Below are 25697 nucleotides of genomic sequence, written 5' to 3'. Positions count from 1 at the left end.
CATGCTACGCGTGTCCACCTGTGGCGGGCAAGGCTACGACGTCGGCGGCGCGCACGGCAAGCGGCACAATCTCGCCCTCGCGCACGCTTGCCGATTGCGGCAGGTGCGCCACCAGCGCCCTCGTATCGGCCGCGCAAGGCTGCAGGTGGCAGCGGTAATGCGTGCCGAAGAAGGCACTGCCGGCGACGCGCGCCTCACCAAGCGCCACGGTCGGCCCCTCTGCTTTGTCGTCGGCGCGGAAATGCTCCGGCCGTATGGTCAGCGTAATGCGGTCCCCGGCCTTCGGCGACGATGCGGTGAAATTGCCGGCCGGAAGCGCCAGGCTGCCGAGTGGCGTTTCGACATGGGCGGAGCTTGCGTCGGCCGCCGCCACACGGCCCGAAACGAAATTGACCTCGCCCATGAATCCCGCCGAAAACAGCGAGCGCGGGCGCATGTAGATTTCTGACGGCGGGCCGAAATCCTCGATCCGCCCCTGGTTCATCACCACGATGCGGTCGGCGATCGCCATCGCCTCTTCCTGGTCGTGGGTGACATGCACGAAGGTCGTGCCGACGCGCTTCTGGATCGCCTTCAACTCGTCCTGCATCTGGCGGCGAAGCTTCAGGTCGAGCGCGCCGAGCGGTTCGTCGAGCAGAAGCACATCCGGATCGACCGCCAGCGCCCGGGCGAGCGCCACGCGCTGGCGCTGGCCGCCGGAGAGCTCATGCGGCCGCTTGCCGGCCGACGCTTTCAAGCCCACGAGATCGAGGAAGCCGAGCGCCTTTTCGTCGCGCTCGGCCTTGGCAAGGCCGCGCATCCGGAGGCCAAAGCCGACATTGTCGACGAGGCGCATGTGCGGAAACAGCGCATAGTCCTGGAACATCGTCGTCGTCGGGCGCTTGGCCGGCGCCACATAGGTCATGTCCTGCCCGGCGATCGTCACGCGGCCGGCGCTCGGCGACTGAAAGCCGCCGAGGATCGACAGAAGCGTGGTCTTGCCGCAGCCCGACGGCCCGAGCAACACGATGAACTCGCCGGCCCGGATGTCGAGGGAGACATTGTCCAGCGCCGTGAAGGCTCCGAAGATCTTGCTGACGTTTTCGATCGAGACGGAAGCGGTCATTGTTTTTTCGTCCTTCCGAACAAAGAGAGCTCGAGGATGAGGAGAATGGCTACCGAGGCGAGGAACACCAGCGAGCCGATGGCATTGGTCTTGGGGTTGAGGCCGGAGCGCAGCATGCTCCAGATCTCGACCGGCAGCGTCACGTCGAAGCGCGACAGCAAAAAGGCGATGATGAACTCGTCCCAGCTGAAGGTGACCGAGAGGAAAAAGGCGGCGAGGATCGACGGCATCAGCATTGGCGCCGTTACCAGCGCCATCACCTTGAAATCGTTGGCGCCGAGGTCACGCGCCGCCCGCTCGATGTTGATGTGATGATCGCCCATCGAGGCATAGATGATGGCAAAGCAGAGCGGCAGGTTGATCACCACATGGCCAATACCGACGGTCATCAGCGACAACGGAATGTGCAGTGCGTTCATCAGCGACAAAAGGCCGAGCGCGATGATCAGGTAACTGACCGTCATCGGCGCGATCAGCAGGCCGCGCTGCAGGGCAGAGCCCGGCAGCTTGTATCGCGCGAGCGCGTAAGCCGCGAGAAAGCCGAGCAGCACGGAGATGGTGGAGGAGATAAGCGCCACGACCATCGAGTTGCCAAGCGCTGCCATCAGCTTCCGGTCGGCGAACACCGCCTCGTACCATTGCAGCGAAAAGCCGTTGAACGGCGGCACCGGTAGACGGCCGTCCTGGAACGAGAACAGCACCAGCACGGCGACCGGCAGGAAAATGAAGGCGTAGACGAGGACGAGATAGGTCCAGGAGAGCACGCTTGCAAAGATCTGGCGCAGCATGGTCAGGCCCTCTCGATCTTCAGCCAGCGGGCGCAGGCCACATAGGCGACGGTGACGGCGAGCATCAGGACGATCGACAGCGCCGCCGCCATCGGGAAATCCGCGCGGCGCCCGAGCTGCAGCATGATGATCTGCGGCAGCACCAGCTCGTTGTTGCCGCCGAGGATCTGGGGCGTCACGTAGTCGCCGATGCACAGAACGAAGGTGAGGAAGGCGCCTGTCATGATGCCCGGCAGCGTCAGCGGCAAGACGACATGCCAGAAGGTCTGGAAGGCGTTCGCGCCGAGGTCGGCCGCCGCGCGCCGATAGTTCGGCGACAGCTGGATCAGGTTGGAATAGATCGTCAGCGTCAGAAGCATAACGAAGAAATGCACGAAGCCGATGACCGTCGCCGTGCGGGTGCTGGCAAGTTCCAGCGGCTCGGAAATCAGGCCAATGTTCAGGAACAGCTGGTTGATCACGCCGTTCTTCGACAGCACCAGCAGCCAGGAATAGGAGCGCACCACGTAGGAGGTCCAGAACGGCAGGATCGCCAGGATCAGCGCCATGCGCTGCAGCCGCTTCGGCACCCGCTCGGCGATGATCCAGGCGAGCGGATAGGCAAGCAGCACCGAGATCACCGTGACGATGACGGTGATTTCGAGCGAATTGACCAGCCCCTGGAACAGCGCGTTTTCGGAGAAGAAGCGGATGTAGTTGTCGAAGTTCCAGGCATGAACGATGTCCCGCCCTTCGCGCTTCCAGAGGCTCATCGCCGCCATGAAGGCGAAGGGCACGACGAAGAAGGCAATGGTCCAGAGCAGCGCCGGAGCAACGAAGCCCCAGGCCTTGCGGCGGTCGGCGTCTTCAAGCGCTGTCGCTGATGTCAAAGCGGTGTCTGCCATTACCGTCCCAGATCAAAGGATTTCGGGCGAGCAAAGAAAAAGGGCGAGCGCGACGCGACGCGCCCGCTGCTGTCGTTACTGCTGCAGCATCTCCGTCCAGGCATCCTGGAACTTCTGGTCGAGTTCGGCCGAGGGGATCGGATAGAGCTGCGTCTTCTTCAGGTATTCGGCCTGCTGGTCGAAGCGAAGTGCTGCCTTCTGCTTGTCGGTCAGATGCTCGCCTGCCTTGGCATTGGCCGGCATCGCCCAGTAGCAAGAGGAGGTTGCAAGCCGCGCCTGGCCCTCGGGGCTGACGATGTACTGAACGAACTTCAGCGACAGATCCTGCTTGGTCGAATCCTTCATCACGCCGATCGATTGCGCCCAGCGCACCGCACCCTGCTCGGGGATGGTCCAGTCGAGGCTCGGCTTGTCGGCCGAGAGAACCGCGGTGATCCATTCGCCGCCACCGACGAGGATGTCGACTTCGCCGGTCGCCAGCGCCGTCTGCGAGGAGACGACGTCGCTCACCTGTTTGGAAACCGCGCGCATCGCTGCGAGCTTTTCCTTGATCGCCGGCATGTCCGCGTCGCTCAGATCGGCAGTCTTCTTGCCGAGGCCAAGCCCGACGAGACCGATCATCGGCAGGTAGTAGTCGTAGAGCGCGATGCGGCCCTTGTACTTGTCCGACCAGATAATCGACAGGTCCTGCATGTCCTTCGGGTCGACCTTGGTCTTGTCGTAGGAAATCGTGTTGTAGCCGAACTTCTCGGTGACGGCGTAGGTCTTGCCGTCCTTCATGTTGTTCGCCTCCATGCGCACTTCCGGGAAGATATCCGCGGTCGGCAGCGCATCGGCCGGCATTTCGGCGAGTAGGTCGAGGTCGATGGCGCGATGCACATCGACACCGTCGATCACGAGCACGTCCCAGTCGCCCGGCTGCGACTGGTCGAGGATCGAGAGCCCTGCCCCGGTGCCCTCATAGACCTTGACGTTGACTTTCACGTCGTTGGCCTTCTCGAACGGTTCCAGAAGCGCCGGATCGGTGTGGTCGCACCAGACGAGCGCATTGAGCTCGTCCTGGGCAAAGACCGGCACAGGGGCCGCGACCGTCGACAGAGCGGCGATCGCGATTGCGGCCGTGGAGGAGAAAAAACGGCGCAGGCGCGCACCGTCACGAACGGACTTCATCATGCTGTTGCCCTCTTGTTTTGACGCTCGTTTCGGCGTCTTCAAAAAAAGATTGAATGAATTCATTTTTTAAGTCAATCTCAATTTTGAACCAATTCATAATTCGGGAAACACTGGAATGACAGGGCTGCGCGCACGGCAAAAGGCGGATCGAAACAGGCGAATTCTCGACGCCGCCGCCGTGCTTTTTCGCGAAGTCGGCTATGACAGCGCGCGCATCGAGGACATTGCCGAGCGCGCCGAAATCTCGGTCGGAACCTTCTACAACTACTATGAAAACAAGGGCGACATCCTGCTTGCGACCGTGTCGATGGAAGTCGAGGAAGTGCTCGCCGGCGGCGGATCGATCGTCGACAACCCGCCCGCCTCCGTCATGGGCGCACTCGATGCGCTGATCGGCGAATACTACGACCACTCGCTCTACTATCTCAGCAAGGAGATGTGGCGCACCGCCATGGCGATCGCCATCCAGCAGCCGGAAAGCCCGTTCAGCAAGCGCTATACCGAGCTTGACCGTCGGCTGTGCGATCAGGTTTCGACGCTGATCCGCAAGCTGCAGGCCAAGGGCGTCGTCGCAATCGATATCGACGCCGAGGCGGTCGGGGAGATGTTCTTCAACAATCTCAACATGATGTTCACCGAGTTTGCCAAGCGCGAACCGATGACGCTCGACGACCTCAAGGCCCGCGTCTCGCGCCAGAACCGCCCGCTGGCGACGCTGATCGCGGTGCGCTGACCATCACAAAAACCACCGGAGCAATCTGCTTCCGGATAAAGAGGGAACCCCATGAACGATCTCGAGCAGTCGGTGCTTCAGGCCGCCGACCGGCTGGTTGCCGCCTTCGCCCGCCACGACAGGACCGCCTATTTCTCGGCCTTTGCGCCGGAAGCGACCTTCATCTTCCACACGCTCGACCGGCCCCTGAAAAGCCGTGCCGAATACGAGGCAGAATGGTCGCTTTGGGAGGAACGGGACGGGTTTCGGGTGCGCGCCTGTCGGTCGAGCGAACGACATGTTCAGGCGCTGGGTGATGTCGCCGTCTTTACGCACCGCGTCGAGACCGAACTGGAATTCAATGGAGAGCCGGCGACTGCCGACGAGCGGGAAACCATCGTGTTCGGGCGGGCGGCATCGGGAGAATGGCTCGCCGTGCACGAGCATCTGTCACGGCAAAACTGAGACTGGCGTCAGAAGGCGCCGACGACGACGGCGCTGACGAAGGAAAACGCGGCCACGATGGCAATTGCGTGCGGAACCAGATGAACATGTGAGCGGCGTTGCGGTGTCGCCCCGAAAACAGCGTAGCGGGACTGGATCATCGGTTTCGCTGCGTTCATCGCGTCTCTCCGTTCCTGCGCGGGCCACGGCCCATCGACTGTCTTGTTCTCCTATATTCTCCATTGAGTTTGTAGATATTAAATTCCGCAAATCGCATAAATCGTAAAAAATCGGTTCGCCGCGATCGCGCTCCTCAATGGCGGTTGCGGTCGCGGTCCTGAAGATGTTTCGACCAGGTTTCGCTGAACCATGGCGTGAGCAGCGAAACGTCGGAGGCACGGTGCGAACCCTTGAGCGCGCTGTCGGTCTCGACGCAGGTCCAGACGGTGAAAGTGGTCAGCTCGTGTTTGCCGAAGGTCTGGATCAGCGGAATGTCCGCGGCGTCGCGGCCACGGGCGACCGCGATGCGCCCTGCCCGCCGCTGGTTGTTCTTGGCGTCGAAGGTATGCCAGCGATCACCGAGATAGACCTCGAACCAGGCATTGAAATCCATCGGTGCAGGATGGTCGCTCTGCGGCAGGTCTGCCATGTAGCCGTGAACATAGCGCGCCGGCATGTTCATGCAGCGGCAGAGGGTGATCGCCAGATGGGCGTAATCGCGGCTGACACCGACGCGGTCCTCATGGGTCTCGAGGGCCGTGCGCATCGCCTGGGCATAGCCATAGCTGAACACCAACCGCTCATGCACGTAGTCGCAAATCGCCTGGACGCGCTCCCAGCCGGCCGGCACGTCGCCGAACAGACGCCAGGCGAGCGCCCCCAGCCGGTCCGTCTCGCAATAGCGGCTGGCCGCCAGATAGGGCAGCGTTGCCGGCGGCAAGGTCTCGACCGGCACCGCCTCGGCCAGGGGATCTGACGCATCGAGCCTGCCGTCGTCTTCTAAGACCGCGTCATAGGAAAGCTTGAAATCCCCCTCCGGAGCCGTCATCCGCAGGCAGCCATTGCCATGCGGGTCGGTAATTTCCTCCATCTGAACCAGCGGAGACGGCAATGGTCCGTGCTCGCGGCGAAGCCCCGCTCGTCGCTCCTTCACCACGGAAAGATAGGTCATCATCGGCGTTGGTTGCGGACAGCGAATACCGATCTCATAGCCGAAGCGTACGAACATCTCAGACCTCCAAGTTCGACGAAAAGCAATGCTTTCCGTCTGTCTTGCCCCGCCCGATGACGTGGCACCCCCTTGGTATCCGTAGGCAGGGCCGCGCAGTCGGCCCCATGTCAGCAATTGCCATGCCCTCCCGCGGACAGGCCGATCCCGGAGCCGATAGTAGCGCATCCGGCAGCGAGGCGATATCGCGATCGTCGCGAAAACGCCCCTTCCCGCGTGCGCATTCGCTTAGGCTACAGTCGCCAGCCTTCAGCCTAAAGACCGACGGCGTCCTTGAACTGGTACCACCAGGAGCCGACCGTCGAATATTGCGCGCGGAACATGCGCCCGCCGGGGAATGGGTACCAGGGCAGTTTCTCGAAGACATCATAGCGCGTCGTGTCGCCGTCGATCGCCTCGGCGAGTGTGCGGCCGAACAGATGCGAACCGGTCACGCCGTGGCCGCTATAACCATGGGCGAAATAGGTGTTGCTGCCGATCCGCCCCATCTGCGGCACGCGGGTGAAGGAGAGCGCGAAGTTGCCGCTCCAGGCGTAATCGATCTTCACCCCCTTCAGCTGCGGAAACACCTTTTCGAGGTTGGGCTTGAGCTTGGCGACAACGTCGGCCGGGTCGGTTCCGCCATAGACGGTGCCGCCGCCGAAGATCATGCGCTTGTCGGCCGAGAGCCGGAAATAATCGAGAATGTAGCGCACGTCTTCGACGCACATGTCGCTCGGGATGAGCGAATGGGCGAGTTCTTCGCCAAGCGGCGCCGTGGTGATCATCTGCGTCGAGACCGGCATGACGCGCGAGACGAGCTTCGGCACCGCATCGCCGAGATAGGCATTGCCGCAGAGCACGACGATACGCGCCGAGACTTCGCCGCCTTCGGTATAGACCGTCGGCCGCGCCGCCTCGTGATCGACACGGGTCACCGGCGACTGTTCATAGATCGTGCCTCCGATGCTTTCGAAGGCGCGCGCCTCGCCGAGCACGAGATTGAGCGGATGCATGTGGCCGCCGGTCGTATCCAGCATGCCGCCGCAATAGGCGTCCGACGTGACGAGCTTGCTGAGCGCCTCACGGTCGAGAAGCTGGTGATCATCCATGCCGTATTTGCGCCAGAGCGCCTGCTTGGCTTCGAGCTCCTTCATGTGCGCCGGTGTGTAGGCGGCGTAGATGTTGCCCGGCTTCAGGTCGCAGTCGATCTGATACTGGCTGACGAGGCGGCGGATGATCTTGCCGCCTTCCTGCACAAGCCCGCCGATGAAGCGGGCGGCCTCGTCGCCGTAGCGCCGCTGGATCGTCGACAGGCTGGCGTTGAGACCGTTGACGACCTGGCCGCCATTGCGGCCCGACGCGCCCCAGCCGACCTGCGCGCCCTCGACGACCACGACCTTGTAGCCCTTTTCCGCCAGATGGATCGCCGTCGACAGGCCGGAATAGCCGGCACCGACGACGCAGATGTCGGTCGCGACGCGGCCCTGAAGGCGCACGGGCGTACGCACGATGTTGCGCGAGGCGGCGTAGTAGCTGGTCGGATAGCTGCCGTCGCCGGCATAGGATTTCTGTTTGGTAAGCATCAGACGATTTCCAGATAGGCGCTGAATTCGTAGTCCGTGACCTGCTCGGCAAAGCCTGCGATCTCCTGGCGTTTGCAGGCGATCAGCATCGAGCGCAGCACGGGATCGAAGATTTCGGCGGCAATCGGTCCTGCCTCGAAGGTGTCGACCGCTTGCCCCCAATCGGAGGGAATTTTGGGCAATTTCTCCGCTGCATAGGCACGGCCCGACACCGGCGCCGGCGGCTTCCACTTGTTGCGGATGCCGACGAGTGCGGCGCCGAGGATGGCCGCAATGACGAGGTAGGGATTGGCATCCGCGCCGGCGACACGATGTTCGATGCGGCGCGCATTGGGATTGCCGCCGGGAATGCGGATCGCCGAGGTGCGGTTCTCATACCCCCAGCACACGGCCGTCGGCGCATGCGTGTCGGGCCGCAGCCGCCGGTAGGAATTGAAGTGCGGCGCAAAGAGCAGCGTCGTCTCGGCCATGCCGCGCAAGAGACCGGCAACGGCATTCTTGAGGATCGGAGACCCCTCGTCACTGCCGTCGTTGAAGACGTTGTTGCCCTCCTCGTCGAGCAGGCTGAAATGGACATGCATGCCGTTGCCCGAGCGGGTGCCATAGGGCTTGGCCATGAAGGTCGCAGCAAGACCATGCTTGCGCGCCACACCCTTGACGATGCGCTTGAAGAAGATCGCGTCGTCGGCCGCCTTCAGCGGGTCATCCGTGTGAAGCAGGTTGATCTCGAACTGGCCGATGCCATTTTCGGCGATCGCCGCATCCGCCGGCACGTTCTGCCGGGCGCATTCCTTGTAGACGTCGGAGAAGAACTCGCCGAAGTCGTCGAGCTCGTCGATCGACAGGATCGCATCGGAATCGAGACGCTTGCCGGTATAGGGCGAGATCGGCGGCACCGCGCTGTCGGGCTCAGGATCGATCAGGTAAAACTCCAGTTCGGTCGCGACGACGGGGCGAAGGCCGAGCTCCTTGTATTCCCGCACGACCGCCGCCAGGGCCTGGCGCGGATCGGCAAGAAACGGCTTGCCGTCCTCGAGCTGCAGCCAGAGTGGCACAAGCGCGCTCGGCCGCGAGGTCCAGTTGACCGGCAGCGCGCCGCGGCCGGTGACGCCGCAAATACCGTCCCGGTCGCCGCTCGCAAACACCTGCTCGCTGTTGATGATGTCCTCGCCCCACACGTCGACGCCGACGATCGAGAGCGGCATGCGGATGCCGCCGCCGAGAACCTTCCCCGCCTGTTCCACCGGCACGCGTTTGCCCCGCATGATGCCGTTGAGGTCGCAGACGACCGCCTGGATGCTTTCGATCGGCCCGTTCTGCTCGAGCCATGCCTTGAATGCGCTGGGATCTTCCGCGTCGAGCGACATATCGCAAATCTCTTTTTGTGATCACATTTTCAGAAAGTTGACATAATTCAGGAATTGGAGTCAAGCAGCGGCAGTGCTATCAGGCATTTGACGTAGAGCGGGGCGCGCAAAAGTGTATGCAGGCGTTTGCCAAACGCCGCTCTCGCTGATGAGAAAACCATCGCAATTCGGGCAAAAGGACATGCGCACTTGAAACCCCTTGTCTTACCGCCGCTGGTGCGCCCCGATGGCATGACGACGCACGACTATGCCTTTCACCGGCTGCGCCAGGCGATCATGGTCGGCGCGTTCCGACCCGGCACCTCCGTCACCATTCGCGGCCTGGCCGAGGCGCTTGAAAGCAGCCCCACTCCGGTGCGCGAGGCCTTGCGACAACTCACCTCGATCGGCGCGCTGCAGTTCCTCGAAAACCGCCGCATCGTCGTCCCGCACATCACCCCTGCCCGCTTCGAGGAACTGATCTCGTTGCGCATCGCGCTCGAAAGCCATGCCGCACGCCGGGCCGTCGCCCATCTCTCCGAACGCCAGATCGAGAAGATCATGGCCATCGACGACAGCATCGAGACGGAGATCCGTCGGGGTGACAAGGTGGCGGCGCTGATCGCCAACCAGGCGTTTCACCGGATGATCTACACGGCCAATCCCGACGCGGTCGCCATGCCGCTGATCGAGAGCGTCTGGCTGCAGCTCGGCCCGATCCTCGGGATCGCCATGGAACACGTGACCGAACTCTACGTCGTCGATCGCCACCGCGAGGCGATCGAGGCGCTGAGGCGCCGCGACGAGAACGCTGCCGCCGACGCCATCGCTGCCGACATCCGCGAGGGCATCGGCGGCTTCGACCAGCAGGCGGTCGCGCGGTTGCTGCGCTTGGCCGCCTGAGATCACTGCCGTCAAAATTTTAGTGTGACTAAAATTCCGTATTGACAACGTTCAATCACGGCACCAAAGTCGTGCAAATACAGACGCATAGTGACGGGAAGCGAGCAGCTTCCCGGCTTCATGTCCGTGCATTCGAGGGGGAGGAGTCCGCTTGAAGAGCCAAAGACCCAAGTCCCGCCGCAAGACAGGCGCGGGCCTCAAGCATTCCCCATAGCCGACTTTGCGCCGATCTCCGGCGCTCCTTTCATCCATCACTGTCGACCGCAGCCGCCTGACCGGTTGGCGACATCTGATTTTCTCAAGCCAGAATTGGAAACACCATGAAAGAACTCACCAAGAGCCGTTTTGCGGCGCTCCGCCGCACGATGGCCGAAAGCAATGTCGGCCTCATCGCGCTGGCCCCAGGATCGCACATGGATTGGCTGATCGGCTACCATCCGCATCCCGACGAACGTCCGTGCCTGCTTCTCATCGGCCCGGAAAAGGAAGCGTTCCTGATGCCGGCGCTGAATGCCGAAGGCACGCGCGAGCACACCGATATCGCCTTCCACAACTGGGCCGACGACATTGGCCCGAGCGACGCCCTGACCGCAGCGCTTGCCGATGTCGGCGCCGCAAAGCCCGGCCGCGTCGTGCTCGACGAAACCATGCGCGCCGATTTCGCGCTGCTGCTCATCGATGCGCTGCCTCAGGATACCGCCCGCGAGTTCACGCCGGCAACGCTTGGGAGCCTGCGCATGCGCAAGGACAAGAGCGAATACGCGCTTCTGAAGATGAACGCCGGCATCGCCGATCGCGCCATGCAGGCGGCATTCTCCAAAATCCGCCCGGGCATGACCGAGAAGGAACTGGCCGCCGACATCCGCGCGCACTTCGCCTCGGAAGGTGCTGCACCGGCCTTCTGGATCGTCGGCGCTGGCGGCAACGGCGCCTTCCCGCATCACTCCGCCAGCGAGCGGGTGATCGAGGAAGGCGATGCCGTCGTCATCGACATCGGCGGCCGCAAACAGGGCTTCCCGAGCGACATTACCCGCATGGCGATCGTCGGCCGCGCGCCCGAAGGCTATGGGCAGATCCACACGATCGTAGAAAGAGCCGTCCAGGCGGCCCTGAAGGCGGCTCGCCCGGGCGTTCTCGCCAAAGAGGTCGATGCTGCCGCCCGTAAAGTGATCTCGGACGCCGGCTACGGCGAGTACTTCGTCCACCGCACCGGCCACGGCATGGGCATCGACGGTCACGAACCGCCCTACATCACCGCGACCTCGGAAACCGTGCTGGAAGAAGGAATGGTCTTCTCCATCGAGCCCGGCATCTATCTGCCCGGTCGCTTCGGCATCCGCCTCGAGGATATCGTCATCCTGCGCGAGGATGGGCCGGAGGTTCTCTCCTCGCTTCCCCGCGACGTTCACGTCGCGAAGGTCTGATCAAAGTTGCGGCGCCCCAGGGCGCCGCTTCTCTTTGCGGTTTTGCCAGCCTTGCGGCTATTGAACCGGCCGCTTGCGCGGCTTTGCCACCTCGCTCCCCTTCTTGCGAGGTTGCTTCTTGTAGACGGGCTGCTGCTGCTCGACCGGCGGCCAGATCCAGTAATAACCATAGGGCTTGCGCTGGATCCCCTCGTAATACTCGCCCTTCCGCGTCCGCATCTGCGCCTCGGCATCCCCCGCAGCCGTCGCCATGACGAAGAATGCGCCGAGCACGGCTGCGACCACGAACTGATATTCCCATTTCATCATCACCAGAGCTCCTTGCCTCCCTTGTCTACGCCTGAGGCGGGCGGGGTCAACCGCTGTGCGTCTATCAGTTCTTGCTTGACGACCCCAACCAGCTTGATCATATTGGTGAGATGTCAGACCAATTTGGCCTCTGGGGAGGGAGCCGAATGAATGAACCGGCAAGAGCGGCACTGATGCCCCTGCCCCCGGCCGACCGGGCCCAGCAGGTGATTGCCGCATTGGCTGACTACATCGAACAATCGGGGCTCAAAGCCGGCGAGCGCCTGCCGGCCGAGCGCGAACTGATGACGGCGCTGGCCGTCGGCCGCTCGACCATCCGCGAAGTCATCCGCCACTTTCAGGCGCTCGGCGTCGTCGAGGCACGCAAGGGCAGCGGCACCTATCTCTTGCGCACGATCTCCGGCGCCACCGTCCATATGCCGCTCACGCTCGACGCCGCGCATCTGCGTGACGTGCTGTTGATGACGCTCGAAGTGCGCCGGGGCATCGAGGTCGAGGCAAACATGGTCGCCGCGCGCCGGCGCACCGAAGACGACCTGAAGATCATCGAAATCAAGCTCAACGAGATGGAGCGCGTGCACATCGCCAAGGGCACGTCGGGGCCGGAAGACCTCGCCTTTCACCTGGCGATCTACGACGCCACCCACAATCCGCTGTTTCGCCAGCTGCTCGAACAGATGCGCGAGGCCTTCGAGCGCTTCTGGGACCATCCTTTCGATCGAACGGACTTCGCCCGTCGCTCCTTCCCGTTCCACCGCACCCTCTTCAACGCGATCGCCGCTCAGGACCCTGAGACTGCTCGCGAAGAAACGCTGAAAATCCTCGCGATCGTCGAGGAAGACATCAAGGAAATGTCCAAATGACCAACGGCCTCGATCCGTTCGACCATGCCTCGCTGATCGTCGCGCATGACGAAGGCCACGCCTTCGACGCCGTCGTGCCGCCGATCGTGCAGACTTCGCTTTTCACCTTCAAGGACTACGACGACATGGTCGCCTCCTACCGGGGCGAGCGCGTGCGGCCGATCTATACCCGCGGCCTCAACCCGACCGTGCGCATGTTCGAGGAGATGCTGGCGAAACTCGAAGGCGGCGAGGACGCGATCGGCTTTGCGAGCGGCATGTCGGCGATCTCCTCCACGGTGCTCTCCTTCGTCGAGCCGGGCGATCGCATCGTCGCCGTCAACCACGTCTACCCTGATGCCTTCCGACTCTTCGGCACGCATCTGAAGCGCATGAAGATCGAGGTAACCTATGTCGACGGCCGCGACGAGGAAGCGGTCGCCAAGGCGCTACCCGGCGCCAAGCTCTTCTACATGGAAAGCCCGACGAGCTGGGTGATGGACACCCACGATGTCGCTTCCCTTGCCCGCCTTGCCAAGAACCAGGGTATCATCACCGCGATCGACAACAGCTGGGCAAGCCCGATCTTCCAGCAGCCGATCTCGCTCGGCGTCGACCTCGTCATCCACTCGGCTTCCAAGTATCTCGGCGGTCACTCTGATGTCGTCGCCGGCGTCGTCACCGGATCGAAGGAACTGATCGGCCGCATCCGCTCGGAAGCCTATCCCTATCTCGGTGGCAAGCTCTCGCCCTTCGACGCCTGGCTCCTGATCCGTGGCCTGCGCACCCTGCCGATCCGCATGAAGTCGCACGAACGCTCGGCGCTTGAAGTCGCGCGGCGGCTGCAGGCCCATCCGCTGGTCGAAAAGGTCTGCCACCCCGGCCTCGGCAACACCCTGCCGCCCGGGCTCTCGGGCACGTCCGGCCTCTTCTCCTTCATCTTCCGCGAGGGTGTCGATGTCCGGCGCTTCGCCGATCATCTCGAACTCTTCAAGCTCGGCGTTTCCTGGGGCGGACATGAAAGCCTCATCGTGCCGGGCGAAGTCGTGCTGTCGCAGAAAGCCCAGCCGAATTCCGCGGCCGCCTTCGGCATCTCGCCGCGGTCGGTACGGCTGCATGTCGGTCTGGAGGGAACGGAGGCCCTCTGGAGCGATCTCGAGGCGGCGCTCGCCGTCGCTTCGACTGACTGACAGGAGCGGGATGCAACGCCCGTTCCGCCCACTTTGAACCAAAACCAACGAGAAAAGAGGGAACAGACATGAAGAAACTGATCACTGCCACACTTCTCGCCACGCTCATGGCCGGAAGCGCGCTCGCCGACACCAAGCTGAAACTGGTCGAAGTCATCACCAGCCCGGAGCGCACCGAGACGCTGAAGTCGATCGTCGCCAAGTTCGAGGCCGCCAACCCTGGCACGACGGTCGAGATCATCTCGCTTCCCTGGGGCGAAGCCTTCCAGAAATTCGCCACCATGGTCTCGGCCGGCGAACTGCCTGATGTGATGGAAATGCCCGACACCTGGCTGTCGCTCTATGCCAACAACGGCATGCTCGAAAGCCTCGAGCCCTACCTCGCCAAGTGGGAGCACACGGGCGGGCTGACGGAACGCGCGCTCGAACTCGGCCGCGACATCAACGATACCGCCTACATGCTGCCCTACGGCTTCTATCTGCGCGCGATGTTCTACAACAAGAAGCTGCTCTCGGAAGCCGGCGTCAACGAGCCGCCGAAGACGATGGACGATTTCGTCAAGGCATCTGAAGCCGTCTCCAAGCTTCCTGGCAAATCCGGCTACTGCCTGCGCGGCGGCCCGGGCGGCCTCAACGGCTGGGTGATGTTCGGCGCGACGATGGCCGGCAGCAACACGTTCTTCAACGAGGACGGCACCTCGACCATGAACAGCGAAGGCTGGGTCAAGGGTCTGACCTGGGTGATCGACCTCTACAAGAAGGGGCTGGCGCCGAAGGACAGCGTCAACTGGGGCTTCAACGAAATCGTCGCCGGCTTCTACAGCGGCACCTGCGCCTTCCTCGACCAGGATCCGGACGCGCTGATCGCCATTGCCGAGCGCATGAAATCGGAAGATTTTGGCGTCACCACCATGCCGAAGGGCCCGAGCGGCAAGGCGTTTACCACCATCGGCTTCGCCGGCTGGTCGATGCTGTCTGCAAGCCAGAACAAGGACCTCTCCTGGAAGCTGATCGAAACGCTCGAAGGACCGGAAGGCAACATCGAGTGGAACAAGCGCACCGGTGCGCTGCCGGTGCACAAGTCGGCCGAGAAGGACCCCTTCTACGCGAGCGCTCAGTTCAAGGGCTGGTTCGACGAACTCGCCGACAAGGACGTCGTCCTGACGGTCATGCCGACCTACCTCGAGGAATTCGCCTTCTTCAAGGATTCGCTCGCCATCAAGACGACCCAGGAAGCGCTGCTCGGCGACATCACGCCGGAACAGCTCGCCAACCAGTGGGCGGAATACCTGACCAAGGCGCAGCAGAAGTTCCTTGCCAGCAAGAAGTAAGCCTTCAGCCGGCGGCGGCTTTCCGCCGCCGGCCGTTTGATCTCGCGCGGAACAAAATGGGCGCGGTCTCCGCCCTTTCCGCTCCGACCTAGAATCGAGGCACGCCCGAAAAACCGGCGGCCGCACAGGGGAAATTTCGATCGATGGCCTATGTCGCCCGCCAAAGCGGCCTGCCGGCAAGCAGGACGCCGCTGAAGAAGCGCATCGCCGATGGCGCCGCACCCTATCTCTATAGCGCGCCGGCGCTGATCCTAATCGTCACCGTGATGCTGGTGCCGCTGGTGCTTGGTGTCTCCTACGCCTTTCGCGACATCCAACTCCTGAACCCGTTCTCCGGCGCCTATATCGGCCTCGATCACTTCCGGGCGCTGTCCGAGGATCAGGCCTTCTACCGGGCGCTGCGTAATACGCTCTGGTGGACCGGCGCCTCTGTGTTCTTCCAGTTCGTCTTCGGCCTGATCCTGGCCCTGCTGCTCGATAAACCCTTCTATGGCCGCGGGCTCGCCCAGGCGCTCGTCTTTTTACCCTGGGCGGTGCCTAGCTTCCTTGCAGGCCTCAACTGGGCCTGGCTGTTCAATCCGGTCGTCGGCCCCCTGCCGCACTGGTTCTACGCGCTCGGCCTCATGAGCGAGCCGCACAACATCCTGTCCGACCCGCAGCTTGCCATGTGGGGGCCAATCGTCGCCAATGTCTGGTGGGGCATTCCCTTCTTCGCCATCACGCTGCTAGCCGCCCTCCAGGCGATCCCGCGCGACCTCTATGAGGCCGCAAGCATTGACGGCGCCGGCCCGGTCCAGCGCTTCCTCTCGATCACGCTGCCATTCCTCGCGCCGACGATCGCCATCACCATCCTGTTGCGCACCGTCTGGATCTCGAACTTCGCCGACCTGATCATCGTCATGACCAATGGCGGACCGGCCGACCGCACCCAGATCGTCGCCAGCTACATCTTCACCCAGGCCTTCAAGCGGCTGGATTTCGGTTACGCCTCGGCGATCGCGCTCGTGCTTCTGGCGCTGCTGCTCGCCTATTCGATGCTGATCGTCATCCTGCGCCAATGGCTGCTGAGCAAGGATTGAACCGATGCGCGCCAAACCGCTTTTCCTCACCATCGCGCACCGGCTGGCAATCCTTGCCTATATCGCCTTTGCGCTCTTCCCGCTCTATTGGCTGTTGAAGGTCGCGGTCACGCCGAACGACCTACTCTATTCCGAAGGCATTCGGATGTGGCCGTCGCGCGCCAGCCTCGAGCACTTCGACTTCGTGCTCCGCCACAGCGCATTTCCTGTCTTCTTCAAGAACAGCCTGATCGTCTCGGGCTCGACTGCCGTCATCGTCACCATTCTCGCCTCGCTCTCGGGCTATGCCCTGTCGCGCTTCAACTTCCGCGGCAAGTACTGGCTGGTGGCGCTGATGCTTCTGACGCAGATGTTCCCGCTGGTGATGCTGGTGGCGCCGATCTTCAAGATCCTCTCGCCGATGGGCCTCACCAACAGCCTGACCGGCCTCGTTATCGTCTACACCGCCTTCAACGTGCCCTTCGCCACCTTCCTGATGCAGTCCTTCTTCGACGGCATCCCGAAGGACCTGGAGGAAGCGGCGATGATCGACGGCGCAACACAGTTCGTCGCCTTCCGCCAGATCATCCTGCCGCTGACGCTGCCGGGCATCGCCGCCACGCTCGGCTTCGTCTTCACCGCCGCCTGGAGCGAACTGCTGTTCTCGCTGATGCTGATCTCCGGCAACGATCAGGCGACCTTCCCGGTTGGACTTTTGTCCTTCGTGTCGAAGTTCTCCGTCGACTTCGGGCAGATGATGGCCGCCGGCGTGCTCGCGCTCATCCCCGCCTGCCTCTTCTTCCTGCTCATTCAACGCTATCTCGTCCAGGGCCTCACGGCCGGCGCGGTCAAAGGCTGAGGATTGCTCTCATGGCTTCCATCGATATCGCCAATATCCAGAAATCCTACGGCATCCACCCGGTCCTGCACGACGTCGATCTCAAGATCGGCGACGGCGAGTTCGTCGTGCTCGTCGGCCCGTCCGGTTGTGGCAAGTCCACGCTTCTGCGCATGATCGCCGGCCTTGAAAGCGTCACCTCGGGCGAGATCCGCATCGCCGGCAAACGCGTCAACGAGCTGGCGCCAAAGGACCGCGACATCGCGATGGTCTTCCAGTCCTATGCGCTCTATCCGCATATGTCGGTCGCCAAGAACATGAGCTACAGCCTGAGGCTTCGGAAGACGGCCAAGGAGAAGATCGCAAGCGTCGTTTCAGGGGCAGCCGCCAAGCTCGGGCTCGATCCGCTGCTCGAGCGCCGTCCGCGCGCGCTCTCGGGCGGCCAGCGCCAGCGCGTCGCCATGGGCCGTGCCATCGTTCGCGAACCCAAGGCGTTTCTCTTCGACGAGCCGCTCTCGAACCTCGACGCCCGCCTGCGCGAACAGATGCGCGCCGAAATCAAGAAGCTGCACAAGGACCTCGGTGCCACCTCGATCTACGTCACCCACGACCAGATCGAGGCCATGACGCTCGCCGACCGCATCGTCGCCATGAACGGCGGCTTCGTGCAGCAGGTCGGGAGCCCGCTCGACCTCTACGACCGGCCGGCCAATCTCTTCGTCGCCGGCTTCATCGGCTCGCCGGGCATGAACTTCTTCGAGGGCACCTACCGCAACGGCGCCGCTCCCCGCTTCGAAACAGATGGTGGCATCGTCATCCCGGCTCAGCCGCATCCTGCCCTCGCCGACGGCGGCAAGGCGACGCTCGGTATCCGGCCGGAACATGTGGAGATCGGCGTCGAAGGCCCGGATGCGCTGAAGGCCAATGTCGACCTGGTCGAGCCGACCGGCTTCGGCATCATCCTGCATCTTTCCTTCGGCCGTGCCGGCTTCAAGGCGTTTACCAACGACCGCCGGTTCCTCAACGTTTCCGGCTCGCTGCCCGTGCGCCTGCCCGTCGAACGGCTGCACTTCTTCGATGCCGACGGCAATCGCGTCTGATTGCCGGCACCGGCCATGGTGAAAAATTAGGCGGCGTCTGCGAACTGGCCGACGCCGCCGGTTGACTTCCTGAGGACGAGGCGTACCGTTTCGGTGTCGCAAGTATCAACCGCCGTGGCGCCAACTTAAGAGAAGCAAGCACCGCCAAAACGACAGATTGACGATAGCCTTCCTTGCCTGCGCCCGGCGATTTTGAGGAAGTGTCATGCGAATTCTTGTTGTTGCCCTTGCCTTTTCGACAACCTTGCTCTGTCCGCTCGCCGCCCTCGCGCAAGAGGGTGATGCCACGGCCGGTGCCACGGTCTTCAAGAAATGCGCCGTCTGCCATATCGTCGACAGCGATACCAACAAGGTCGGGCCCTCGCTCAACCATGTCCTTGGGCGAACCGCCGGCACCCATCCCAACTTCAGCTACTCCACGGCTATGGTCGATGCCGGCAAGGGTGGTCTGGTCTGGGACGAGACGACGCTGCGCGACTATCTGCACAATCCCAAGGCCAAGGTGAAGGGCACGAAAATGGCCTTCGTCGGGCTGAAGGACGACACGGACATCTCCAATCTTCTCGCCTATCTCAAGCAGTATTCGCAGTAGGCTGAAAAGACGAAACGCAACCGCCGCTCGCCGCGTCGGCGGCGAATTGCGACTATTGGACGTTCGTGCAAAAATTGCATCTACAGCGCCGCGCGCCTGACCAGACGCAGAGAGGTCGCTGTAGAACTTTGAATTCCTGCATGTTTTCATCCCTGGATCGGCGACGACCAAGGAAAACGTGCAGCAGAGATCTACGGATTGCGTCTTCATGCCCACAGCCGCCAGCGGCGAGGAGGGATAGAAATGGCCGTGGTCGTTATTCTGGTTTTACTGGCCGTCGGATCGGTATTGTTTCATCTGTTGAGCCCGTGGTGGTGGACGCCAATCGCGTCCAACTGGAATTACATAGACAACACGCTCATCATCACCTTCTGGATTACCGGCGTCGTCTTCGTCGCCGTGGTTCTTTTCATGGCCTATTGCGTGCTTCGCTTTCGCCATCGTCCGGGAAACCGGGCGGCCTATGAACCGGAAAACCGCAAGCTCGAAGGGTGGCTTGCCGGCGGCACGACGCTCGGCGTCGCCGCCATGCTCACCCCCGGCCTTTTCGTCTGGCACCAGTTCGTGACCGTTCCCGATGGAGCGGCCCAGGTTGAAGTCGTCGGCCAGCAGTGGCTGTGGAGCTTCCGGCTCCCCGGCGCCGACGGCAAGCTCGGAACCTCCGAGACCCGCGACATCACGCCGGAGAACTCGCTCGGCCTCAACCGCAACGATCCGGCAGCGCTTGACGACGTGGTCATCGAGGGCGGCGAATTGCATCTGGAAGTCGGTAAACCGGTCAAGATGCTGCTGCGCTCCGTCGATGTGCTGCATGATTTCTACGTGCCGGAGTTCCGCGCCAAGATGGATATGGTGCCCGGCATGGTCACCTATTTCTGGCTGACGCCCACCCGCACGGGCACGTTCGAGGTCCTGTGCGCCGAGCTTTGCGGCGTCGGTCACCCGCAGATGCGCGGCACCGTCGTCGTCGACAGTGCGGAGGACTATCAGGCCTGGCTTTCGCAGCAGCAAACCTTCTCGCAGCTGCAGGCACAAGCAGGAGTGCAGACGAAGGAAACGGCGCAGGCATTAAATGCCGCCCCGGCGCAATAGAGGCGCCCCGACGGCCAAGCGGGATGAGGAAAAGTGCTCGCGGTATCCGCCCGCATCCCGCTCGTGAGGAGACGCAATTCCATTGTTGGACGTGCGGAATTGCAGGTTCAAGGCGTTGGATCGAGATGATCCGGTGTTGGGAGGTTCTCGCAGATGGTCGATATCCGGTCAGGCACGGGCGAACAGATTGGCCCCGCTGAAGTGGAGGACGTGGAGCTCTATCATCCCCATAGCTGGTGGACGCGTTATGTCTTCAGCCAGGATGCCAAGATCATCGCCGTGCAATATGCCTCGACCGCCATCGCCATCGGCATGGTCGCCCTGGTGCTCTCCTGGCTGATGCGGCTGCAGCTCGGCTTTCCCGGCGCCTTCGCCTTCATCGATGCCGAGCGCTACTACCAGTTCATCACCATGCACGGCATGATCATGGTGATCTATCTGCTGACCGCGCTGTTTCTCGGCGGCTTCGGCAACTACCTGATCCCGCTGATGCTCGGCGCGCGCGACATGGTCTTTCCCTATGCCAACATGCTGAGCTACTGGCTCTATCTGCTCGCCGTGCTCGTGCTCGTCGCCAGCTTCTTTGCCCCCGGCGGACCGACCGGCGCCGGCTGGACGCTCTATCCGCCCCAGGCGGTTCTGTCCGGAACGCCCGGCGGCAAGGACTGGGGCATCATATTGATGCTGTCCTCGCTCATCCTCTTCGTCATCGGCTTCACCATGGGCGGGCTTAACTACGTGGTCACCGTGCTCCAGGGTCGCACGCGCGGCATGACGCTGATGCGCATGCCGCTCACCGTCTGGGGCATCTTCACCGCGACGGTGATGGCGCTGCTCGCCTTCCCCGCCCTCTTCGTCGCCTGCGTCATGATGCTGTTCGACCGGGTGCTCGGCACCAGCTTCTTCATGCCGGCGATCGTCGAGATGGGCGAACAGCTGCAGCATGGCGGCGGAAGTCCGATCATGTTCCAGCACCTCTTCTGGTTCTTCGGCCATCCCGAGGTCTACATCGTGGCGCTTCCCGCCTTCGGCATCGTGTCGGATCTCATCAGCACCCACGCCCGCAAGAACATCTTCGGCTACCGCATGATGGTCTGGGCGATCGTGATCATCGGCGCGCTCTCCTTCATCGTCTGGGCGCACCACATGTATGTCAGCGGCATGAACCCCTATTTCGGCTTCTTCTTCGCAACGACCACGCTGATCATTGCCGTGCCGACGGCGATCAAGGTCTACAATTGGGTCCTGACGCTATGGCGTGGCGACATACACCTGACGCTGCCGATGCTTTTTGCGCTCGCCTTCATCGTGACCTTCGTCAATGGCGGGCTGACCGGCCTCTTCCTCGGCAACGTCGTCGTCGACGTGCCGCTCTCCGACACGATGTTCGTCGTCGCCCACTTCCACATGGTCATGGGTGTCGCGCCGATCATGGTGATCTTCGGGGCGATCTATCACTGGTATCCGAAGATCACCGGCCGCATGCTCAATCAGGCCATGGGGCAGATCCATTTCTGGGTCACCTTCGTCGGCGCCTATCTGATCTTCTTCCCGATGCACTATCTCGGGCTGATCGGTGTTCCGCGCCGCTATTACGAGATGGGCGAGACGGCCTTCGTGCCGGCGTCCGCCCATACGCTCAACGAGTTCATCACCATCATGGCGCTGATCGTCGGTGCCGCCCAGATCGTCTTCCTCTTCAACCTCATCTGGAGCATCCGCCATGGCCGCGAGGCCGGCGGCAATCCCTGGCGGGCAACGACGCTCGAATGGCAGACGCCGGAAACGCCGCCGCGCCACGGCAACTGGGGCAAGGAGCTGCCGGTCGTCTACCGTTGGCCCTATGACTACAGCGTGCCGGGAGCCGCGGAAGATTTCATTCCGCAAACCGAGCCGGGTCCGGTAGGCCACGCTCCGGAGGGTGCCTCATGAACGTCACCCTCGTCTTCCTGGCAGTGGTCTTCGCGATCGCCGCCTGGTGGCTCAGCCGGCAGCGGCTGTTCTCGAAACCCTGGTTGGAGGTCGGCCACGCCCACGACCCGCACCCACTCGGCAGGCCTTCGATCCCGCCAGCAAAAATCGGTCTCGGCGTCTTCCTCGCCGTCGTCGCAGCGCTCTTCTCCCTCTTCATCAGCGCCTACTTCATGCGCATGGCCTCCACCGACTGGTGGTCGACGCCGATGCCGAAGATCCTGTGGCTGAACACCGCGATCCTCGCACTTGGCAGCCTGCTCCTGCATGCGGCGCGCGTCACTGCCGAACAGCATCGTGAAGAGGCGAGCCGCTCCGCGATGATCGCAGCGCTTGCCGCCGGTCTCGCCTTCCTCGCGGGCCAGGTCTTTGCCTGGCGCGAACTCACTGACGCCGGCTTCCTGCTCGCCGACAATCCGGCCAACAGCTTCTTCTACATGATCTCGGGCATGCATGGCCTGCACATTCTCGGTGGCCTGTTCGCCCTGACGCGGGTCATCGTCAAGACGCGCGCCGGCCCGATAGGCGAAAAGGCCGTGCTGTCGATCACGCTCTGCGCCACCTACTGGCATTTCATGCTGGCCGTATGGCTGGTGCTCTACGCGCTCTTTTCCGGCTGGGCCAACGACTTCGTCGAGCTCTGCCGATCCCTCTTGACCTGAAGGAGCCAAGGCATGTCCGCCGAGACACATTCGCCTGTCCGAGAGCCGCTCCACCGCCCGGCGGGACTTGCGGGCTTTGCCGCAGACTGGGCGTCGGACCAGCGGACGTTCAAGAACGTCTCCTGGGGCAAGGCGATGATGTGGATCTTCCTCTTGAGCGACACCTTCGTCTTCGGCTGTTTCCTCATCGCCTACATGTCGGCGCGCATGTCGACGGCCGTTCCCTGGCCCAATCCGAGCGAGGTCTTCGCGCTGCACATCGGCGGCTCGGACGTGCCGCTGATCCTGATCGCCATCATGACCTTCGTGCTGATCACCTCGAGCGGCACGATGGCCATGGCCGTCAATTTCGGCTACCGGCGCGATCGCAAGAAGACCGCACTTCTCATGCTTCTGACCGCCCTTTTCGGCGCCACCTTCGTCGGCATGCAGGCCTTCGAATGGACGAAGCTGATCACCGAGGGCGTGCGCCCCTGGGGCAACCCTTGGGGTGCTGCCCAATTCGGCTCGACCTTTTTCATGATCACCGGGTTCCACGGCACCCACGTCACGATCGGCGTCATTTTCCTCTTGATCATCGCCCGCAAGGTCTGGCGTGGCGATTTCGAAACCGAACGGCGCGGCTTCTTCACGAGCCGCAAGGGACACTACGAGATCGTCGAGATCACCGGCCTCTACTGGCACTTCGTCGACCTCGTCTGGGTCTTCATCTTCGCGTTCTTCTATCTGTGGTGAGGCATGGCCATGGCAGAAACGACTGTTCACACCCACGCGGCACCGGCAACAAAGGCGGAAAGCCACGCCCAAACGCACCAGCAGCACCCGATCGGCCTCTATCTGGTCGTCTGGTTGCTACTCTTCGTGCTCAGCACCTTTTCCTACCTCGTCGACTATGTCGGGCTACAAGGCTACCTCAGGTGGTCCCTGATCCTGATCTTCATGGTGCTGAAGGCGGGGCTGATCGTGGCGATCTTCATGCACATGGCCTGGGAGCGGCTGGCGCTGATCTACGCCATCCTGCTGCCACCGCTTTTGGTGCTGGTCTTCGTGGCGCTGATGGTCTCGGAATCGCACTACGTGCTCTTCACCCGCCTCACCTTCTTCGGCGCGGCACCCTGATTGCGAACGGCGCCGCCGACTGACGGCGCCATTCGGGGCCTTAGTGTTGCTGCAACCCGGTGATCATCGCGATGATCTCGTTCTTGTCGGTCTTCGCCGTCTCGCGAATGCCGATCTGCTTGCCGCGACGCAGGACGCAGATGCGATCCGACAGCTTGAACACCTGATCGAGGCTGTGGCTGATGATCAGCACGCCGATGTTGCGGCTTTTCAGCGATTCCACGATCTCCTCAACCTTTGCTGTTTCCGCGACACCGAGCGCTGCCGTCGGTTCGTCGAGCAGGATCAGCTTGCTCGCCCAATGGGTGGCGCGGGCAATGGCGACGCCCTGGCGTTGCCCGCCCGAGAGGTCGCGGATCGTCGCATGGGCCGAGGGGATGCGGACATCCAGTTCCTTCACCAGCGTCTCCGTCTCGGAAATCATCCGGCGACGGTCGAGCAGGCCGAAACGGTTTACCGGCTCGCGGCCGAGAAACATGTTCATGTAGACCGTCTGCTGGTCGGCAAGCGCCAGGTCTTGATAGACGACCTCGATGCCATGGGCGCGCGCCATGGTGGCGTTCGACATCGCCACGGTCTGGTTCTCGATGGTGATCGTACCCGAGGTCGGCGTGTAGACGCCGGAGATGATCTTGATCAGCGTCGACTTGCCGGCGCCGTTGTCGCCGACGAGCGCCACGATCTCGCCCGGACGGACCTCCAGCGAGAAATTCTCGATCGCGGTGACGCCGCCGAAGGTCTTGCGGATGTCTTTCAGCTTCAGGACCGGCTCTGCTGCAGCACTAACGTTCGCGTTCATGATGTCGCCCCTCATACCGGCCAGGCTGCGGTTTCGCCGAAACCGTTTTCGATCGTTTCCACCTTCGGCGCGCCCTTGGAGATGCCCGACACGCCGACGACATAAGCGCGGGTGACGAAGGCCTGGCCGCGGAAGCCGAACACCGCCGTATCGCCGGGCTTCGGCGCAGCCGGTCCACTGGCGTCGATCATCGCGTAATAGTCGATCGCCGAGGGTGGCGGCACTTCGACGCTTCGAAGCGCCGATGCGGCCGTGGTCGGCTCAGTCGATACGATCGCCTTGACGTCGTAGTCCGGGAAGATCGGATCGATGTAGAAGCCGCCACCGAAGCAATAGGCCTTGCCGCCCGAGAGATGGGAGACCTCGGTGAGGTAGAGTACCGCCGGCAGTTCCGGCAGATCTTCCATCACGTGCAGTGCGGTGGTGCCGTGCAGACCGTTGCCCGGCTCGCACTGCGTCGCGCCCGCTTCGGCAAGGGCCGGCAGCATGACGCTGGAGGTCGTGCCCGGCGCATTCACCTCGATCCCATTGCGGCCGGCCTTGGCCAGCGCCTCGGCAGCCTTCGAGAGCGTCGAAAGATTGTGCGTCGGCTTTACCTTGCGGCTTTCATGATCGAAGAGCAGCGCAGGAAAAGTGGTGATGCCGGCAAAACGGCCACCGGCGAGGCCATCGAGACGATCCGCCACCGCGGCAACGTCGCTGGCATCGAACCCGCCTTCATGACCGCGGTAGAAGGTGTCGCCTTCCGCCCTGATGCGGGCGAGCAGATCCTGCCGATAGCCGGCGGCATGCGCGCCGGCTGCCGCTTCTGCTGCCTTCTCGGCGTTGAAGACCGTCCAGTAGTCCGGCCGGAAGGTCTTCGCTGCGGCAGCCGCCTCATGGCGTGCGACCTGCTGCAGGTGGCCGAGATGGCCGACCTTCAAGCCTGCCTTGTGGGTGGCGCGGGCACAGGCCATGTCGACGGCAACCGAACGATCGATGCCGCCGCGCTGGACGGCATCACAGAACGAGCTGGAGCGGCCAACCTGCTTGGTCATGGCAAAGGTCTTCAGGCCGAGGCGACGGGCCTCGTTGCTCATGATCGCCGCATTGCCTTCGACCGTATCGAGGTCGAGCACGTAGGCGTTGGCCGGGATCTTGCCCTGCTGGTGCAGGGCCATCGCCGCTTCGATGAATGCCGGGTTGCGGCGGCGCAGAACGTCGAGAAACATGAAATCCTCCT

27 protein-coding genes are annotated in these 25697 nt (G+C 62.8%); 16 read left to right on the top strand and 11 right to left on the bottom strand.

The window, feature by feature from the left end; translation table 11 throughout:
- Positions 1-4 precede the first annotated feature (4 nt).
- From L981_RS01995 to L981_RS01980, 4 genes are all read right to left on the bottom strand, one after another.
- On the bottom strand, positions 5-1105 hold the full coding sequence (locus L981_RS01995) for an ABC transporter ATP-binding protein (RefSeq protein ID WP_043611264.1): 1101 nt from the start codon (positions 1103-1105) through the stop codon (positions 5-7).
- Positions 1102-1893, bottom strand: coding sequence for an ABC transporter permease (locus L981_RS01990; RefSeq protein ID WP_043611263.1), 792 nt, complete (start codon positions 1891-1893; stop codon positions 1102-1104). The genes L981_RS01995 and L981_RS01990 overlap by 4 nt, the downstream gene beginning before the upstream one ends.
- Before the next feature lie 2 nt (positions 1894-1895).
- Positions 1896-2777 (bottom strand): ABC transporter permease, encoded by an 882-nt coding sequence (locus L981_RS01985; RefSeq protein ID WP_043611262.1) that lies wholly within the window; start codon positions 2775-2777, stop codon positions 1896-1898.
- A 75-nt stretch (positions 2778-2852) separates the two neighbouring features.
- Positions 2853-3950, bottom strand: coding sequence for a PotD/PotF family extracellular solute-binding protein (locus tag L981_RS01980; RefSeq protein WP_197067088.1), 1098 nt, complete (start codon positions 3948-3950; stop codon positions 2853-2855).
- Positions 3951-4065: 115 nt separating this feature from the next.
- On the opposite strand from L981_RS01980, the gene L981_RS01975 reads away from it, so the two are divergent.
- The gene (locus L981_RS01975; protein ID WP_043611261.1) at positions 4066-4683 is read left to right on the top strand and encodes a TetR/AcrR family transcriptional regulator; all 618 of its coding nucleotides are present in this window, start codon (positions 4066-4068) and stop codon (positions 4681-4683) included.
- A gap of 51 nt (positions 4684-4734) precedes the next feature.
- Complete coding sequence (locus tag L981_RS01970; protein WP_043611260.1) at positions 4735-5127, top strand: nuclear transport factor 2 family protein; 393 nt, start codon at positions 4735-4737, stop codon at positions 5125-5127.
- Positions 5128-5135: 8 nt separating this feature from the next.
- On the opposite strand, the gene L981_RS34950 is transcribed toward L981_RS01970, so the two are convergent.
- From L981_RS34950 to L981_RS01950, 4 genes are all read right to left on the bottom strand, one after another.
- Positions 5136-5285, bottom strand: coding sequence for a hypothetical protein (locus L981_RS34950; RefSeq protein WP_043611259.1), 150 nt, complete (start codon positions 5283-5285; stop codon positions 5136-5138).
- Between the two features lie 134 nt (positions 5286-5419).
- Complete coding sequence (locus tag L981_RS01960) at positions 5420-6334, bottom strand: transglutaminase family protein (RefSeq protein ID WP_043611258.1); 915 nt, start codon at positions 6332-6334, stop codon at positions 5420-5422.
- Positions 6335-6588: 254 nt separating this feature from the next.
- Positions 6589-7902 (bottom strand): FAD-binding oxidoreductase, encoded by a 1314-nt coding sequence (locus L981_RS01955; protein WP_043611305.1) that lies wholly within the window; start codon positions 7900-7902, stop codon positions 6589-6591.
- The gene (locus tag L981_RS01950) at positions 7899-9266 is read right to left on the bottom strand and encodes a glutamine synthetase family protein (RefSeq protein ID WP_043611257.1); all 1368 of its coding nucleotides are present in this window, start codon (positions 9264-9266) and stop codon (positions 7899-7901) included. The genes L981_RS01955 and L981_RS01950 overlap by 4 nt, the downstream gene beginning before the upstream one ends.
- A gap of 189 nt (positions 9267-9455) precedes the next feature.
- Here L981_RS01950 and L981_RS01945 point away from each other — a divergent pair, with 189 nt between their 5' ends.
- Together L981_RS01945 and L981_RS01940 are read left to right on the top strand one after the other, a co-directional pair.
- A complete protein-coding gene (locus L981_RS01945) occupies positions 9456-10148 on the top strand; it encodes a GntR family transcriptional regulator (protein WP_043611256.1) in 693 nt (230 codons plus the stop codon).
- 320 nt (positions 10149-10468) lie between these two features.
- Positions 10469-11572, top strand: a complete 1104-nt coding sequence (locus L981_RS01940) for a Xaa-Pro peptidase family protein (RefSeq protein WP_043611254.1) — start codon at positions 10469-10471, stop codon at positions 11570-11572.
- A 57-nt stretch (positions 11573-11629) separates the two neighbouring features.
- On the opposite strand, the gene L981_RS01935 is transcribed toward L981_RS01940, so the two are convergent.
- A complete protein-coding gene (locus tag L981_RS01935) occupies positions 11630-11881 on the bottom strand; it encodes a hypothetical protein (RefSeq protein WP_043611251.1) in 252 nt (83 codons plus the stop codon).
- A gap of 146 nt (positions 11882-12027) precedes the next feature.
- Here L981_RS01935 and L981_RS01930 point away from each other — a divergent pair, with 146 nt between their 5' ends.
- From L981_RS01930 to L981_RS01875, 12 genes are all read left to right on the top strand, one after another.
- Positions 12028-12744: a FadR/GntR family transcriptional regulator gene (locus L981_RS01930; protein WP_043611249.1), complete on the top strand. Its 717-nt coding sequence runs from the start codon at positions 12028-12030 to the stop codon at positions 12742-12744.
- Complete coding sequence (locus L981_RS01925) at positions 12741-13913, top strand: PLP-dependent transferase (RefSeq protein WP_043611247.1); 1173 nt, start codon at positions 12741-12743, stop codon at positions 13911-13913. The genes L981_RS01930 and L981_RS01925 overlap by 4 nt, the downstream gene beginning before the upstream one ends.
- 68 nt (positions 13914-13981) lie before the next feature.
- Positions 13982-15244 carry a sugar ABC transporter substrate-binding protein gene (locus L981_RS01920; RefSeq protein WP_043611245.1) on the top strand — a complete coding sequence of 421 codons (1263 nt, stop codon included), beginning with the start codon at positions 13982-13984 and terminating at the stop codon, positions 15242-15244.
- Positions 15245-15387: 143 nt separating this feature from the next.
- Positions 15388-16323, top strand: coding sequence for a carbohydrate ABC transporter permease (locus tag L981_RS01915; RefSeq protein ID WP_052201536.1), 936 nt, complete (start codon positions 15388-15390; stop codon positions 16321-16323).
- Positions 16324-16327: 4 nt separating this feature from the next.
- Positions 16328-17161, top strand: coding sequence for a carbohydrate ABC transporter permease (locus L981_RS01910; RefSeq protein WP_043611243.1), 834 nt, complete (start codon positions 16328-16330; stop codon positions 17159-17161).
- An 11-nt stretch (positions 17162-17172) separates the two neighbouring features.
- Positions 17173-18240, top strand: coding sequence for an ABC transporter ATP-binding protein (locus L981_RS01905; RefSeq protein WP_043611242.1), 1068 nt, complete (start codon positions 17173-17175; stop codon positions 18238-18240).
- A 205-nt stretch (positions 18241-18445) separates the two neighbouring features.
- Positions 18446-18832 carry a cytochrome c family protein gene (locus L981_RS01900; protein ID WP_043611241.1) on the top strand — a complete coding sequence of 129 codons (387 nt, stop codon included), beginning with the start codon at positions 18446-18448 and terminating at the stop codon, positions 18830-18832.
- 243 nt (positions 18833-19075) lie between these two features.
- Positions 19076-19924, top strand: coding sequence for a cytochrome c oxidase subunit II (locus L981_RS01895; protein WP_043611239.1), 849 nt, complete (start codon positions 19076-19078; stop codon positions 19922-19924).
- 153 nt (positions 19925-20077) lie between these two features.
- Positions 20078-21856, top strand: a complete 1779-nt coding sequence (gene ctaD, locus L981_RS01890) for a cytochrome c oxidase subunit I (protein ID WP_043611236.1) — start codon at positions 20078-20080, stop codon at positions 21854-21856.
- On the top strand, positions 21853-22557 hold the full coding sequence (locus tag L981_RS01885) for a cytochrome c oxidase subunit 3 (protein ID WP_043611234.1): 705 nt from the start codon (positions 21853-21855) through the stop codon (positions 22555-22557). The genes ctaD and L981_RS01885 overlap by 4 nt, the downstream gene beginning before the upstream one ends.
- A gap of 12 nt (positions 22558-22569) precedes the next feature.
- Positions 22570-23292 carry a heme-copper oxidase subunit III family protein gene (locus L981_RS01880; RefSeq protein WP_043611232.1) on the top strand — a complete coding sequence of 241 codons (723 nt, stop codon included), beginning with the start codon at positions 22570-22572 and terminating at the stop codon, positions 23290-23292.
- A 9-nt stretch (positions 23293-23301) separates the two neighbouring features.
- On the top strand, positions 23302-23676 hold the full coding sequence (locus L981_RS01875; protein ID WP_043611230.1) for a cytochrome C oxidase subunit IV family protein: 375 nt from the start codon (positions 23302-23304) through the stop codon (positions 23674-23676).
- A gap of 40 nt (positions 23677-23716) precedes the next feature.
- On the opposite strand, the gene L981_RS01870 is transcribed toward L981_RS01875, so the two are convergent.
- Together L981_RS01870 and L981_RS01865 are read right to left on the bottom strand one after the other, a co-directional pair.
- Complete coding sequence (locus L981_RS01870) at positions 23717-24475, bottom strand: ATP-binding cassette domain-containing protein (protein WP_104668541.1); 759 nt, start codon at positions 24473-24475, stop codon at positions 23717-23719.
- Between the two features lie 11 nt (positions 24476-24486).
- Positions 24487-25686, bottom strand: a complete 1200-nt coding sequence (locus L981_RS01865) for an alanine racemase (RefSeq protein ID WP_043611227.1) — start codon at positions 25684-25686, stop codon at positions 24487-24489.
- Positions 25687-25697: the final 11 nt, after the last annotated feature.

The sequence above is a fragment of the Ensifer sp. ZNC0028 genome, assembly GCF_000799055.1.
Classification (GTDB): Bacteria; Pseudomonadota; Alphaproteobacteria; order Rhizobiales; family Rhizobiaceae; genus Ensifer.
Note: the sequence above shows the minus strand (reverse complement) of the source record. Positions and strands in the feature narration are given on the sequence as shown.